General features: G+C 66.5%; 14 protein-coding genes. 8 read left to right on the top strand and 6 right to left on the bottom strand.

What is annotated here, in order from left to right:
* Positions 1-74 precede the first annotated feature (74 nt).
* Positions 75-743: a nitroreductase gene (locus tag O5K31_RS01045; protein ID WP_269715281.1), complete on the bottom strand. Its 669-nt coding sequence runs from the start codon at positions 741-743 to the stop codon at positions 75-77.
* Positions 744-904: 161 nt separating this feature from the next.
* Between O5K31_RS01045 and mtgA the strand changes: the two genes are divergently transcribed.
* Entirely contained in the window at positions 905-1,567 is a 663-nt protein-coding gene (gene mtgA / locus O5K31_RS01040; protein WP_269717124.1) for a monofunctional biosynthetic peptidoglycan transglycosylase, read from the top strand.
* Here the strand turns inward: mtgA and O5K31_RS01035 are convergent.
* On the bottom strand, positions 1,564-2,430 hold the full coding sequence (locus tag O5K31_RS01035) for a PhzF family phenazine biosynthesis protein (RefSeq protein ID WP_269715280.1): 867 nt from the start codon (positions 2,428-2,430) through the stop codon (positions 1,564-1,566). The two genes, mtgA and O5K31_RS01035, sit on opposite strands and share 4 nt — an antisense overlap.
* 98 nt (positions 2,431-2,528) lie before the next feature.
* Here O5K31_RS01035 and O5K31_RS01030 point away from each other — a divergent pair, with 98 nt between their 5' ends.
* The 3 genes from O5K31_RS01030 (at position 2,529) to O5K31_RS01020 (ending at position 6,821) form a co-directional block, all read left to right on the top strand.
* Positions 2,529-3,251 (top strand): LysR family transcriptional regulator, encoded by a 723-nt coding sequence (locus tag O5K31_RS01030; RefSeq protein ID WP_269715279.1) that lies wholly within the window; start codon positions 2,529-2,531, stop codon positions 3,249-3,251.
* Between the two features lie 78 nt (positions 3,252-3,329).
* Positions 3,330-5,138 (top strand): M2 family metallopeptidase, encoded by a 1,809-nt coding sequence (locus O5K31_RS01025; protein WP_269715278.1) that lies wholly within the window; start codon positions 3,330-3,332, stop codon positions 5,136-5,138.
* Positions 5,139-5,297: 159 nt separating this feature from the next.
* Positions 5,298-6,821 carry a pilus assembly protein TadG-related protein gene (locus tag O5K31_RS01020; protein WP_269715277.1) on the top strand — a complete coding sequence of 508 codons (1,524 nt, stop codon included), beginning with the start codon at positions 5,298-5,300 and terminating at the stop codon, positions 6,819-6,821.
* Here the strand turns inward: O5K31_RS01020 and O5K31_RS01015 are convergent, their stop codons facing one another.
* Complete coding sequence (locus tag O5K31_RS01015; protein ID WP_269715276.1) at positions 6,822-7,757, bottom strand: isopenicillin N synthase family dioxygenase; 936 nt, start codon at positions 7,755-7,757, stop codon at positions 6,822-6,824. It abuts the gene before it with no gap.
* A gap of 152 nt (positions 7,758-7,909) precedes the next feature.
* Here O5K31_RS01015 and O5K31_RS01010 point away from each other — a divergent pair, with 152 nt between their 5' ends.
* The 4 genes from O5K31_RS01010 to O5K31_RS00995 all read left to right on the top strand — a co-directional run bounded on the left by O5K31_RS01010 (position 7,910) and on the right by O5K31_RS00995 (position 11,077).
* The gene (locus tag O5K31_RS01010; RefSeq protein WP_269715275.1) at positions 7,910-9,076 is read left to right on the top strand and encodes a divergent polysaccharide deacetylase family protein; all 1,167 of its coding nucleotides are present in this window, start codon (positions 7,910-7,912) and stop codon (positions 9,074-9,076) included.
* Positions 9,073-9,552 carry an RNA pyrophosphohydrolase gene (locus O5K31_RS01005; RefSeq protein ID WP_269715274.1) on the top strand — a complete coding sequence of 160 codons (480 nt, stop codon included), beginning with the start codon at positions 9,073-9,075 and terminating at the stop codon, positions 9,550-9,552. Before O5K31_RS01010 ends, O5K31_RS01005 begins: the two co-directional genes overlap by 4 nt.
* Positions 9,553-9,714: 162 nt before the next feature.
* Positions 9,715-10,281: a hypothetical protein gene (locus O5K31_RS01000; protein ID WP_269715273.1), complete on the top strand. Its 567-nt coding sequence runs from the start codon at positions 9,715-9,717 to the stop codon at positions 10,279-10,281.
* Between the two features lie 34 nt (positions 10,282-10,315).
* Positions 10,316-11,077, top strand: a complete 762-nt coding sequence (locus O5K31_RS00995; RefSeq protein ID WP_269717123.1) for an alpha/beta fold hydrolase — start codon at positions 10,316-10,318, stop codon at positions 11,075-11,077.
* Here O5K31_RS00995 and sugE read toward each other — a convergent pair.
* The 3 genes from sugE to O5K31_RS00980 all read right to left on the bottom strand — a co-directional run bounded on the left by sugE (position 11,074) and on the right by O5K31_RS00980 (position 12,579).
* Positions 11,074-11,400, bottom strand: coding sequence for a quaternary ammonium compound efflux SMR transporter SugE (gene sugE / locus O5K31_RS00990; protein ID WP_269715272.1), 327 nt, complete (start codon positions 11,398-11,400; stop codon positions 11,074-11,076). The two genes, O5K31_RS00995 and sugE, sit on opposite strands and share 4 nt — an antisense overlap.
* 131 nt (positions 11,401-11,531) lie before the next feature.
* On the bottom strand, positions 11,532-12,215 hold the full coding sequence (locus O5K31_RS00985; protein WP_269715271.1) for a hypothetical protein: 684 nt from the start codon (positions 12,213-12,215) through the stop codon (positions 11,532-11,534).
* 103 nt (positions 12,216-12,318) lie between these two features.
* Positions 12,319-12,579 (bottom strand): ATP synthase F1 subunit epsilon, encoded by a 261-nt coding sequence (locus tag O5K31_RS00980; protein WP_269715270.1) that lies wholly within the window; start codon positions 12,577-12,579, stop codon positions 12,319-12,321.
* Position 12,580: the final 1 nt, after the last annotated feature.

The raw sequence follows: 12,580 nt of genomic DNA, 5'->3' as shown, positions 1-12,580 counted from the left end.
GCGGCACTTAGCGCCGCCGCCCGCCACGGTAGAATATCGTAGAAACACCACTCGTAGTTCTACGGTAGCGCCCTTCAGCCTTCGAAGCCGCGCATCTGGGCCCAGGTTTCGAACGGGTCGCGGCGAGTGCGCAGTGTGTTCACCGGATGGCTTTCGTCCGGCCAGCCCAGGGCCATGCCTGAAAACAACATATGATCCTCCGGCAGGTCCAGAAATTGCGCCACGGTCGCCGCGTAGATGGACCAGAACTCCTGTGCGCAGGTTCCAAGCCCCCGCTCCTGGGCCAGCAGCATCACCGTCTGCATGTACATGCCCAGGTCCGCCCATTGCGGCGGGCCAAGCTTTCGGTCCAGCGAGAAGAACAAACCGACCGGCGCACCGAAGAAGTCCGCGTTGCCGCCGAACTGGCGCATGCGCCCGATCTTGTCCTCCCGCGCGATGCCAAGCGTCCCGTACAGGTCCTCGCCGCACTGGAAGCGTCGAGTGCGGAACGGCTCCCACAGGTTGGGAGGATAGACGTTGTACTCGGCTCCGTCCGGCGCGCCGAGCTTGCCCGCGATGATCGCCTTGAACTGCGCCAGCGGCTCACCCGTCAGGGCGTGAACCCGCCAGGGCTGCAGGTTGCCTCCCGAAGGAGCCTTAGCCGCGGCCTGCAAAATTTCGCGCACCACGGCGCCGGACACCGGCTCGGCGGTGAAGGCGCGGACCGAAATGCGGCGCTGGACGGCTTCGGTGACGGTCATTGTCGTTCCCGTTAAGGACAAATCAGGTCCCCCTCGCTAGCATCGCTCCGCCGCGTCAAGGCAAGGGGCGTATCGAAACTATGGCGAAATCCAAGAAGCCGGCTGCCCGCAGGCCGAGCAAGGCCACGAAGCCGAAGACCCGTCTGGGCCGCTTGGTGGGCATGGCGTTCATGGTCCTGCTATTGGTGGGCGTGGTCGGGCCTGTGCTGACGGTGATCGTCTACCGCTTCGTGCCGCCGCCCCTGACGTTCCTGATGGTTCAGCGGATGTTCGAGGGCAAAGGTCTGGACCGCAAGTGGATCGCCCTGGACGACATGTCCCCCGCCCTGCCCCGCGCGGTGATCGCCGCCGAGGACGCCAAGTTCTGCCAGCACAATGGCTTTGACTTCACCGCCATGCAGAAGGCGATGAAGAACAACGAGCGTCGCCCTGGCAAAATCCGCGGCGGCTCGACCATCAGCCAGCAGACCGCCAAGAACGTCTTCCTGTGGCCGCAGCGCTCCTATGTCCGCAAGGGGCTGGAGGCCTACTTCACCGTCCTGATCGAGACGGTCTGGGGCAAGAAGCGGATCATGGAGGTCTATCTGAACTCCATCGAGATGGGCCCGGGCATCTATGGGGCCGAGGCCGCCGCCCAGCGCTATTTCCGGGTCAGCGCCGCCGACCTGTCCACCGCCCAGGCCGCGCGCATGGCCGCTATCCTGCCCAGCCCCCTGAAGTGGAAAGCGGCCAAGCCTGGCCCCTATGTGAAGCGCCGCTCGCGCAAGATCACCGCCGCCGCCGGCACGGTCCGCCGCGACGGCCTGGCGGCCTGCGTCAGCTAGATCTGAACGGTAAGGGTCTCGCGGACCGCCGCGCGACCGCCGACGAGGACTTCGTCGGGCGACAGGCGCACCTCGATCAGGCTGGGCGAGGGCGCATCCATGAACCAGCCCTGCTCGATGAGCAGCGGCGAGCGATCGACGCCCAGTCCATCCTGCATCCAGGCCCCCAGGGCGCCGGCCGCCATCCCCGTGGCCGCCTCCTCATCGATGCCGTAGGCGGGCGCGAACATGCGGCAGGTGGCGGCGCGGCCTTCCTTCATCGCATCCAGGGCGAACACATAAAGGCACACCGCCTCGACCCGCTCGGTAATCTCGCTGATCGCAGCTTGGTCCGGGCGAAGACGACGCAGCACCTCGCGGTCCTTCACGCCTAGCAGCAGGGTCCCGTTGCCATTGTGCGCCAGGATCGCGCCCCGTCCGTCCACATCGGCCTCGGTCAGGCTGATCGAGGCCAAGACTTTCACATCGGTGAAATCAGCCTCGCCCGCCTGTCGGTAGGTGGGGCGCAGCTGCTGCATATAGGCCCGTCCATCATCGACCAGGATGCGGCGCGGACCGTCGATGGTCTCCTTGGAGCTTTCGCCCGCGGCCAGGCCTTGCTGGGCCAGCAAGCCAAAGGACGCGACGGTGGCGTGGCCGCAGTGGGCGATCTGGCGGGTCGGCGTGAAGAACTCGAGGCGGAAGGCGCTGACCTCCGACCGCGAGATGAACGCCGTCTCGGAGAAGCCAGCCATGCCCGCCACGGCCAGCCGCTGCTCGGGCGACAGAGCGCGGTCCATGTCGATCACCACGCCGGCCGGATTTCCGCCCTGACCGTCCGCTTCGACAAAGGCCTGGACCACATGCACGCTGACGTCGCTCATCGGCTTCTCCCCTGACTTGCGTCCAGTCGATGCCGCAGCTCTACGGCCGCGACAAACCAAAAGGCTTCGCCCATGCATTAGTTGGAGTAATGTATCGCATGGCCCGCCGCCCGCCCCTGCAGCAACTGCACGCCTTCGACGCCGCCGCGCGCCACCTCAGCTTCACCCGCGCCGCCGCCGAACTGGCCATCACCCAGGGCGCGATCAGCCAGCGTATCAAGGCGCTGGAGCAATCACTCGGCGTTCGGCTGTTCGATCGCCTGACCCGCGCCCTTGCCCTGACGCCCGAGGGTGAAATCCTGGCCAGATCGGTCCGCGAGGGTTTCTCCCGCATCGATCAGGGACTGGAGGCGGTCTCGGCCGACACGGGCGAAGGCCGCATCCTGCGGCTCGGGGTCTCGGCGTCCTTCGCCTCCCGCTGGCTGGCGCCGCGTCTGGCCGATTTCAACGCCCGCCACCCCGACATCGAGGTGCATGTGACAGCGGAGGACCGGCTGTCGGACCTGCGCGCCGAGAACATCGACCTGTCGGTGCGGTTCGGGCTGGGCGACTATATGGGACTGGATGTCTCGCCCCTGATGGACGACGCGGTCTTTCCGGTCTGTAGTCCGGCCCTGGCGACCCGGCTGAAGCGGCTGGAGGATTTGCGGGGTCTGGTTCTGCTGCACGACGGCGTGGCCGAGCGCGATGGCAGCGGCGTTCATTGGCGGATCTGGAGCGAGGCGATGGGGGTCGATCTCGACTGCGCGCCCGGCCCCCGTTTCAGCCAGGCATTCGAGGTGTGGCTGCGGCATCAGGTGGCGTTCCCGACAGTGGCTTGACGCGGGCTGGTAAGGGCTTTCCCATGCCGGGCTTTAGCGGCCCGCAGAGGTCGCCGCTCCAGAGACGAGGTCGCTTCCATGAAACTTAAACTCCTGGCCGCATGCGCAGCCGTCGCCCTGGCGTCCGCCCCGCTTGCGGCCCTCGCTCAGGCTGCGCCGAGCGCCGCCGAGGCCAAGGCTTTCGCCGACAAGGCCGAGGCCGACCTCTCCAAGCTTTCGGAATATGTCGCGCGCTCCTCGTGGGTGCGCGCCACCTACATCACCGAGGACACCCAGTGGCTTGAAGCCAAGGCTACGGCGGAAATCACCGAGCTCGCCACCCGCCTGGCTATGGAAGCCTCCAGGTACGACAAATCTCCCGCCGACCCGGTCACCCGCCGCAAGCTCGACATCCTCAAGCGCAGCCTCGTCCTGCCCGCCCCCCAACGTCCAGGCGGCGCCGAGGAACTGGCCACCATCGCCTCGCGTCTGGACAGCGCCTTCTCCACCGGCAAGTTCGACTACAAGGGCAAGACCATCACCCTCAACGACGCCGAGGATGTGCTGTCCGAGAGCCGCGACCCAGCGGACCTGAAGGCCGCATGGGAGGGCTGGCACTCCGTCGCCCCCGCAATGCACGACGATTACGTCAAGCTGGTCGAGCTGGCCAACGAGGGCTCCAAGGGCTTGGGCTACAAGGACACCGGGGTGCTGTGGCGCGCTGGCTATGACATGGATCCCGACGCCTTCGCAGCCGAGACTGACCGCGTCTGGAAGCAGCTGGAGCCGTTCTACAAGAACCTGCACTGCTACGTGCGCGCCCGCCTGAACGAGAAATATGGCGACGCCGTCCAGTCGCGCACCGGACCGATCCGCGCCGACCTGCTGGGCAACATGTGGGCCCAGGAGTGGGGCAACATCTACGATGTGGTCGCGCCCAAGACCGCCAACGCCGCGTCCAGCTACAACCTCGACGAACTGCTCGTGGCCAAGGGCTATGACCCGGTGAAGATGGTGAAGGCCGGCGAGGGCTTTTACTCGTCCATCGGGCTCGCGCCGTTGCCGGAGACCTTCTGGAAGCGGTCGATGATCGTCCGCCCGCAGGACCGCGAAGTGGTCTGCCACGCGTCGGCCTGGAACCTGGACGACAAGGACGACATCCGCATCAAGATGTGCACCAAGGTGAACGGCGTCGACTTCGTCACCATCCACCACGAGCTGGGCCACAACTATTATCAACGCGCCTACTCGGAGCAGCCCTACCTGTTCAGGGGCGCGGCCAATGACGGTTTCCACGAGGCGATCGGCGACTTCGCCGCCCTGTCGGCCACCACGCCCACCTATCTCAAGCAGATCGGCCTGCTGGAAACCGTACCCGGCGACGAGGGTGACATCCCGTACCTGCTGAAGACCGCGCTCGACAAGATCGCCTTCTTCCCGTTCAGCCTGATCGTCGACAAGTGGCGCTGGCAGGTGTTCTCCGGCCAGATCACGCCCGAGCAGTACAACGCCGGCTGGTGGAAACTGCGCACCCAGTACCAGGGCATCGTGCCTCCGGGCGAGCGCCCGGCCGACGCCTTCGACGCGGCGGCCAAGTACCACATCCCCGGCAACACGCCTTACACGCGCTACTACCTGGCCCGCGTCTACCAGTTCCAGTTCCACCGCGCCGCCTGCAAGCAGGCCGGCTGGAAGGGCCCTCTGCACCGCTGCTCGATCTACGGGAACAAGGAGGTCGGGGCCAAGTTCAACGCCATGATGGAGATGGGCGCTTCCAAGCCGTGGCCCGACGCGATGGCCGCCTTCACAGGCGAGAAGCAGACCGACGCCAGCGCGGTGGCGGACTATTTCGCCCCGCTGAACATCTGGCTGACCAAGCAGAACAAGGGCGAGAAGTGCGGCTGGTGATCCGCCGCGCTTAACGGGCGTTGACCACGCCCGTTGTCCCTTCCCTTAAGCATGCCCCGTCAGGATCGCATCCGACATCCTGACGGGGCCGGCATGGGTCGCAGACCTTCACGACGAAAGAGCCTGATCAGCGCCTTCCTCGAAAGGCGTGAGGGCTCCGTGGCGGTCCAGTTCGCGTTCCTGGCCCTGCCGATCGCGATCCTGTGCTTTGGCGTTCTCGACGTGAACCGCGCCAGCGTCCAGAAGCGCCAGCTTCAGGACGCTCTGGACGCGGCGGCTCTGGCGGCCGCCCGCTCGCAATCGACCACGCCCGAGGCGCTCCAGGCCGCTGGCGCTCAGGCTCTCGTAGCCGAACTGGCGGTCCTCCGGGACGCCCGTCTTGTTAGCTCCAGCTTCGTTCAGAACGGCCCGACGGTGGTCGCCTCCGCCGCCATGGACGTCGAGCCCATCGTCTCCCAGCTCTGGCTACAGGGCGACATGCGCGTCGGGGCCACCGCCGACGTCGTCCGCACGCTCAATCGGCTGGAAGTGGCCATGGTGCTGGATACGACCGGCTCCATGGGCGACACGCTCAACTCCACCCAGACAAAGATCGCCGCCCTGCGCGTAGCGGCGAACAACTTCGTCACCACCCTGAGCGCTGCGGCCGAGCGCAGCCTGGAGCCGGACTCGGTGAGGATCGGGATCGTGCCCTTCGCCGCCATGGTCAATGTCGGCGCCGACCACGAGAGCGCGGCGTGGCTGGACTGGACGGGCGCGGCGCCGGTGAGTCAGGCGCCGTTCCGCTCTCCTCCGTCGTTCACGCCGACCTTCAACAACAATCCTGTCAATCGCCGCAGTCTATTCACCAGTCTGCGCACCGACTGGAGCGGTTGCGTTGAGGCCCGGGATGCGGGCCAAAACCTCGACGCGCTGGACACCGCGCCTACCTCGGCCCAGCCTGCGACCCTCTACACGCCGTTCTTCGCTCTCGATGAGCCCAACCTAACCGGCGCTCAAAACAACTACCGCACCGACACACTTAGCGGCTCATCCCGTTCGGATTGGTATCAGCGGCAGGCGGCGACCAACAAGTACGGCGGAAGTCCATCGGGCGGCCAGGGCCCGAACGCCGGTTGCGGCATGCGTCCCATCACCCCTCTGACCAATGAGTGGGACGACCTCCACGACGCCATCGACGATCTGAACGCCAGCGGCCTGACCAACATCCCCATGGGGTTGATGTGGGGGTGGAACCTTGTGTCTCCCAACGGCCCGGTGCAAGGCCCGCAACCCACGCGCGCCTATGGCGCTGAACGAAACACCAAGATCATCGTGTTGATGACGGACGGCGACAACACCTACAGCCGCATAACCGACGGCTACAACGGCTCCGCGCGGGGCGCGTACGGCTATATCTGGGAAGGTCGTCTGCCCGGAGTGACGGCCGGCTCATACACGGCCAGCGACAGCACGCGAGTCACAGCGATGAACAACCGCATGACCCTGCTGTGCAACAACATCAGGGCCCAGGGGATACGGGTCTACAGCATCGGGGTCGGGGTCTCGACCAACACCCGCACCCTGCTGCGCAACTGCGCCACCAGCGCCGACATGTATTATGACGTGACCGGCGCAGCGCAGATGAACGCCGCCTTCAACGCCATCGCGGGCTCGATCGACAACCTGCGGATCGCCCGCTGATCAGAGCAGCTTGATCTCGCGCAGCCGCTGCTTGAGGAAGTCGTCGGCGGTGATCGGCTCGGGATAGCGGTTCGGGCGCTCGGCTGTCGCGCAGCCGGGCAGGGTCTCGATCAGATAGTCTGGCGCGAAGTGCAGGAAGAACGGCGTCGAGTAGCGCGAATATCCGCGACGCTCCGGCGGCGGATTGACCACCCGGTGCGTGGTCGAGGGCAGCACCTCATTGGTCGCCCGGCTCAGCATATCGCCGATGTTGCAGACCACGGCCCCAGGGGGCGGGTTGATCGGCAGCCAGCGGCCATCACGGTCCAGCACTTCCAGCCCCGCCTCTTCGGCGCCCAGCAGCAGTGTGATGGCGTTGATGTCTTCGTGGGCCCCTGCCCGCACGCCGCCGGCGTCGGCCGGCACGGGCGGATAGTGCAGCAGGCGCAGGATCGAATTCCCTTCGCGCACAGGCTCGTCAAAGGTGTGGCGATCCAGCTTCAGATAGTTGGCGATCGCCTGCAGGACGCGCACGCCCAAGTGATCCAGCGCCCCGTACAGCCAGCTCAGCTCCGGCTTGAAGCCTGGAACCTCGGCCGGCCAGACGTTGGGCGGCATGACGTCGGAGAAGCGGTGACCTTCAGGCAGATCGCGGCCGATATGCCAGAATTCTTTCAGGTCATGATGGGTGGCGCCCTTGGCGGTCTCGATGCCGAAGGGGATGTAGCCGCGCTGTCCGCCCTTTCCCGATACATAGGCCTTCTTGACCTCTTCGGGCTGAGCGAAGAACGCCTTGGCCTCGCCGATGGCGCCGTCGATCCGGCCCTGGTCCAGATCGTGGTCGCAGATCACCGCGAAGCCATAACGCTGGAAAGACGCGCCCAGGTCGCGCGAGAAACCTTCGAAATCGTCGGCGTAACGCAGGAACGAAACGGGCTCGATGGCGGAGGTGGTCAAGGCGCGGCTCCATGCAGGAAGGAGCCGGCTTCTACACCTTTCAGGCCCGGCGTGCATCTGACTCAAGTCAATGAGGCCGTGGCTCGCGAGGTCGCTTAGGGTTCGTTAACCATAATTGTCGAGCCTGACGCCGCATCGGGACCGTCGCCGCCATGTTTTCGAGAAAGCCCGCCTTCGCTACGGCCTCCGCCTCACGGGCGGGGTCCGTCAGCGCGCGTGACGTTTTGCTGGGCCTCAAGGGCAATCCCTATGTCGGCGCTGCCGGCGCCGCGGTGGTCTTTGCGGCACTCCTGGGACTGCTGGTGCTGGCGGTCGGCGACTCGACGGCCGGCGCGCCGTCCGTGCGGGTTCGCCTCCAGAGCATCGGGGCCACAAAGGGCGCGCCTCCAGGATGGCTGGAAGCCCTGGCCCAGGAACCCGCCGAAGAACCCGCCCTGATTCCCGACGTCTTCATGCTTTCCGAAGCGCCGTTGCAGGCCGACGCCGGCGAAGCGGTGATCACCGTCGAAGAGGCGTCCGCCCCGCCGCCCCTGGCCGCACACGGCCCCCTGCCCGCCGCGCCCATCGCCGGCCTGTGGGCGCCGGGTCCGGGCGGCGGCAAGCTTCCCGTTGTCGCCCCCGGCGGCCGCACTCCGGCCGAGGCCTATGCCCGCCCGTTCATCGCCGACGGACGGCCCAAGGTGGCGCTGGTGATCGGCGGCCTTGGCCTCAACGCCCAGACCACCCGCGCCGCCATTGAACAATTGCCCGCCGAAGTCACCTTGTCCTTCGCGCCCTATGGCGAGGGCTTGCAGGGCTGGATCGATCTGGCGCGCCAGCACGGCCATGAAGTTCTGCTGGAGACGCCGCTAGAGCCCAACGACTATCCGCAGAACGATCCTGGCCCTTACACCCTGATGACCGGCGCGCGGCCGGAAGAGACGGTTCGCAAGCTGGAATGGCTGATGAGCCGCGCCACGGGCTATTTTGGCCTGACCAACTACCTGGGCTCGCGCTTCCTGCAGTCGGACCCGGCGGTCACCACCCTGACGGCGGTGATGAAGCAGCGCGGCCTGGCCTTTATCGACGACGGTCAGGCGGGCGGACGCGGCTTTGGCCTGCGCGCCTCGGCCGATCGCATCATCGACGATCAGCTTTCGGCCGAAGCGATCGATCGCCAACTCAAGGCCATAGAGGGCGGCGCGGTGCAACGGGGCCAAGCGCTCGGATCGGGCTTCGCCTATCCGGTGACCATCAATCAGGTCTCCCGCTGGGCCGAAGGTCTGTCAGGTCGCGGCTTCCAGCTTGCGCCCGCCTCGGCGGTCGTCAGCAAGCGATGAGTCCCGACCTGTCCGCCTATCGGCCCAATGTCGGGGTCGTGCTTTTCCATCCTGACGGTCGCGTCTGGCTGGGCCGCCGCGCCAATACGCCGGACCCGTGGAACTGGCAGTTTCCTCAGGGCGGCGTCGACGAGGGCGAGGACCTGGAAATCGCCGCGCGCCGTGAACTGCTGGAGGAGACCGGGGTCGAAACCGTCACGCTGCTCGGCCGCACCGAGGACTGGATTGTCTACGACTTCCCGCCCGAGGTGCTGAGCAAGCAGATCGCCCGCGGCTGGAAAGGTCAAAAGCAGGTCTGGTTTGCTTTTCGCTTCGACGGCGACGAGTCGGAAATCAATCTTTCATCTCACGCGGATATCGAATTTGACGCTTGGCGGTGGGGCGCACTCGACGAAGCAGTCGAATTGGTCATACCCTTCAAGCGAAACGTGTACGGACAAGTGATAGACGCTTTCCGACGTTTCGCGGGGGTCTAGCTTTTGGGGGCTTCGTTCTGGGGCGTGATGGCGGGGGCCATTTCTTATGATCCACAACATTCGACCGCTGAAGCGGATGCTCGACCGGCCGCCGACCACGAGGGCCGCAACTCAACCCACGGGCCGACTTGGCCGCTTCGTCGATGACAGGGAACCGATACAGTGATCGATAAAATTCTCACCTGGCTGGGCATCAAGCCCGCCGCCCAACCCGCCAAGCCGGCCGCTCCGGTAGCCGCGCCCAAACCCGCCCCGGCGCCCGCCGCGGCGGCGCCTGCTCCAGCGCCTGCGCCTAAGCCGGCTGTTCCGGTTTCCACGCCGGCGCCTGCCGCCGCCAAGCCGGCGACGCCGAAGGCCGCTGCGCCCAAGAAGCCCGCCGCCAAGAAGCCGGCTGCAAAGCCCGCTGCGAAAGCCGCTGCGCCGAAGGCCAAGGCCGCGCCGAAAGCCGCCGCCAAGCCGGCCGCCAAGAAGGCCCCGGTGAAGGCTGCCGCCAAGCCGGCTGCGAAGACCGCGGCTAAACCGGTCGCCAAGGCTCCGGCCAAGAAGCCGACGCCCAAGCCTGCCGCCAAAGCCCCTGCTCCCAAGGTCGCCGCTAAGCCGGCCGCCAAGAAGGCTCCGGTGAAGACCGCCGCCAAGCCGGCTGCAAAGCCCGCCGCAGCGAAGGCTCCGGCGAAGACCGCCAAACCGGCGGCCAAGGCGCCCGCCAAGAAGCCAGCGGCCAAGAAGTAGGCGCTTGGCGCCGAACGCTAAGGCCTCGCAACGCATGCGCCCCGTGGTGATGATCCACGGGGCGTTTTGCGGCGGCTGGGTGTTCGACGATTTCCGGCGGCCCTTTGAGGCCGTGGGCTTCGATATGCTGACGCCCGACCTGCCGGGTCATGGTCCCGACGAAAATCCTGCGGGTCAGTCCATGAGCGACTACGCCCGCGCGATCGCGGACGTCTGCGAAGCCCAATCCGAACCTGCGATCCTGATCGGTCATTCTCTTGGCGGCCTCGTCGCCCAGATGGCGGCTGCGCGTCTCGCTACGCGGCGCAGGCCCGTCGCGGCCCTGATCCTGCTGGCCCCATCATCGCCCTGGGGCGTCACCGGCACCTCGATGGAAGAGGCCGTCAGCGCATTCGGACTTTATGGGCTTGGCCCCTACTGGCTGCAGTCGGTCGATCCTCAGTACGACGTGGCCCTGAACTACAGCCTGAACAACCTGACCAGGGTCAGAGCCGACGAGATCTTCGCCCGCATGGTCCCGGAAAGTGGCCGCGCCCTGTTCGAGACCCTGAACTGGTGGCTCGACCCGATGATGACGACCAGCGTCAGCGCCATCGGTGTTCCGACCCTGACCATCGCCGGGGGTAGGGACGTCATCCACCCCCCCGCCACCGTACGCCAGACGGCGGCGCGGCTTGGTGGAGCGTTCCGCACCTTTCCACAGATGAGCCATTGGCTTCCCGCCGAACCGGGCTGGGACGATGTCGCCGCCGCCTGTTTGGAATGGCTGACGCAGGAAGCGCGCGCCGCCGCCTAACTGCTAGGCGGCGAAAATAGCTTGAGCCCCAGAATCCCGGCTACGATCAGGCCTACGCAGACTAGGCGCGCCACCGTCGCCGGCTCCTTGAACAGCCAGATGCCGATGATGACGGTGCCCACCGCGCCGATGCCGGTCCACACGGCATAGGCCGTGCCCAGCGGCAGGGTTCGCACAGCCCACCCCAGCAAGCCCATGCTGAGCACCAGACTCACGGCGGTGAACACAGTGGGCCACAGGCGCGTGAACCCGTGGGTGTATTTGAGCCCGACGGCCCAGCCGATTTCGAACAGTCCGGCGATGAAGAGAATGATCCAGGCCATGATCCACCTTGAACAGGTCCAGGTCGTCCCGGACGAGGGGGAATGGGCAGGCGGGGTCGTCCCCGCTGGGAGGCGTAAGGCCTCGAAATATAGCGGGCGTCAGGCCACGAGGACTTGACGCCCTTAAAGGCTTACTTGCGGACGCTGTAGAGCAGGTTCGACTGGTCGGCGTTCTTGAGAACCGAAGAGCCGTCCGGCTTCTTCAGCTGCACGAACACCATACCGGTCGAGGCGGTGCCTTCGCCCACATGTTCCCAGGAGACGGTGGTGCGCTTGAAGTCCGCACCCGTCATCTGGTCATTGCGATACAGCTGCAGGACGGGCTCACGGGTGGACGCCCAGCCGTGCAGGTCGGTCACCAGCGTCTGGGCCAAGCCCGTCGGGTGGGTGATGACCAGGGTGCAGACGTTCTTGTTCGAACCAGCCGGCTCGACGAGGATCTGATAGGGCTTGGCCTGGGCCAGGATCCACTGATCGCGCTTCTTCTTGAAGCCGGCGGCCTTGGCCAGGGCGGCCTGGTCGCCGCCGTCCTGAACGCCCGGGACGCAGATGCTGTTCAGGGCGCTGATGATGGCGATCGAAGTCGGATCGGTCGGATCTGGATAGGTGATCGGCGCGGGAGCGACCGGAGGCGCCTCGGCGGCGGGCGCAGCCGGAGCGGCCATGGGATCGGTCGGCGCGGGCGCCGGCATGGCCGGATCGGGCGTGGCGGCCGGAGCCGGTGCGGCTTCCACCGGCGGCGGCGTGGTCGCATCCTGGGCGACGGCGACACCGAACGTGGCGGCGGTGATCAGGCTGGCGAGCACAAGGCGCATACGGCATTTCCCCTTAACTTGACGCGCGGCATGACACACCGCGCGAGACGCTATCGCAACCCTCTAGCGACGGTTTACGACAGTAATAGGGCGGTATGCCGCCCTAGGCGGCTTCTACCGCGTGCTCTGCCAGGATCGTCAGGCCATCGGGCGTGACGTCGGCGAAGCCGCCCTGGATATCAAACGCGCGCACGGCCGAACCGTCACGCACCGTCACGCGGCCCTCCTTGAGGGCCGTCATGAACGGAGCGTGGCCGGCCAGGACACCGAAGTCGCCCTCGGTCCCGGGGGCGTCGACCTGATCGACGTCACCCGAGTAGAGCTCGCGCTCGGGCGCGACGAGGGAGAAGTGCAGCTTGGCCATG

The organism is Caulobacter sp. NIBR2454, from assembly GCF_027474405.1.
Taxonomy (GTDB): domain Bacteria; phylum Pseudomonadota; class Alphaproteobacteria; order Caulobacterales; family Caulobacteraceae; genus Caulobacter.
Note: the sequence above shows the minus strand (reverse complement) of the source record. Positions and strands in the feature narration are given on the sequence as shown.

Coding starts and splice junctions, on each gene's coding strand:
- O5K31_RS01030 (WP_269715279.1), top strand. CDS start 2,529: ATGGCCCGCCGCCCGCCCCTGCAGCAACTGCACGCCTTCGACGCCGCC.
- O5K31_RS01025 (WP_269715278.1), top strand. CDS start 3,330: ATGAAACTTAAACTCCTGGCCGCATGCGCAGCCGTCGCCCTGGCGTCC.
- O5K31_RS01005 (WP_269715274.1), top strand. CDS start 9,073: ATGAGTCCCGACCTGTCCGCCTATCGGCCCAATGTCGGGGTCGTGCTT.
- O5K31_RS00980 (WP_269715270.1), bottom strand. CDS start 12,579: ATGGCCAAGCTGCACTTCTCCCTCGTCGCGCCCGAGCGCGAGCTCTAC.
- O5K31_RS00985 (WP_269715271.1), bottom strand. CDS start 12,215: ATGCGCCTTGTGCTCGCCAGCCTGATCACCGCCGCCACGTTCGGTGTC.
- O5K31_RS00995 (WP_269717123.1), top strand. CDS start 10,316: ATGCGCCCCGTGGTGATGATCCACGGGGCGTTTTGCGGCGGCTGGGTG.
- O5K31_RS01045 (WP_269715281.1), bottom strand. CDS start 743: ATGACCGTCACCGAAGCCGTCCAGCGCCGCATTTCGGTCCGCGCCTTC.
- O5K31_RS01010 (WP_269715275.1), top strand. CDS start 7,910: ATGTTTTCGAGAAAGCCCGCCTTCGCTACGGCCTCCGCCTCACGGGCG.
- O5K31_RS01035 (WP_269715280.1), bottom strand. CDS start 2,430: ATGAGCGACGTCAGCGTGCATGTGGTCCAGGCCTTTGTCGAAGCGGAC.
- sugE (WP_269715272.1), bottom strand. CDS start 11,400: ATGGCCTGGATCATTCTCTTCATCGCCGGACTGTTCGAAATCGGCTGG.
- mtgA (WP_269717124.1), top strand. CDS start 905: ATGGCGTTCATGGTCCTGCTATTGGTGGGCGTGGTCGGGCCTGTGCTG.